Annotated in this window: 1 protein-coding gene; it reads right to left on the bottom strand. The window is 69.7% G+C overall.

Going from position 1 to position 769, the window contains the following annotated elements; genetic code table 11:
• A partial coding sequence (locus PUR56_RS01870; protein ID WP_329947568.1) for an acyltransferase domain-containing protein occupies positions 1–668 on the bottom strand: 668 nt, incomplete at its 3' end.
• Between the last annotated feature and the right edge of the window lie 101 nt (positions 669–769).

Below are 769 nucleotides of genomic sequence, written 5' to 3' on the forward strand. Positions count from 1 at the left end.
CGGCCCGTCACCGACGACACCGCCGGGACCGAAGGCTCGGAGAAGGACAACCCACGCACCACGGCGCGGAAGTCCTCCAACATCGGCTCCATCAACCGCGAATGGAAGGCGTGACTGGTCCGCAGACGGCTGGACTTCCAACCCCGCTCGCCCGCCGCCTCGGCGACGGCGTCGATCTCGGCCTCCAGGCCCGCGACCACCACGGCCCCAGGGCCGTTCACCACCGCGACGTCCACGTCCGGGAACGCCGCCAGGACGTCCGCCTCGGAAGCACCCACCGCAAGCATCGCCCCACCCGCCGGAAGAGCCTGCATCAACCTGCCACGCGCCGCGACCAGCGCCGCCGCGTCCGGCAGAGACAGCACCCCGGCCACATGCGCGGCAGCAACCTCACCGATCGAATGCCCCACCAGCACGTCCGCCCGCACACCCCAGTGCGACAGCAGCGCATGCAACGCCACCTCCACCGCGAACAGGGCCGGCTGCGCGTACCCGGTGCGGTGGATCAACTCCTCGTCCGCCAACACCTCCGCCAACGGCCGGTCCAGATCGGCATCCACGTGCAACGCCACCTGGTCGAACGCGTCCGCGAACACCGGGAACGCCTCGTACAACCCCCGGCCCATCGACGCTCGCTGCGCACCCTGACCCGTGAACAGGAACGCCACACGACCAGAACCAGCAAAACCCGTCAGACCACCCGACCCGGAAGCTACAGCTCCAAGCCCGCTATTCAACCCATCGGTTTCACCGGCGAGCACCACCGCCC

It is taken from the genome of Streptomyces sp. BE303 (assembly GCF_036290945.1).
In the GTDB taxonomy this organism is placed as follows: Bacteria; Actinomycetota; Actinomycetes; order Streptomycetales; family Streptomycetaceae; genus Kitasatospora.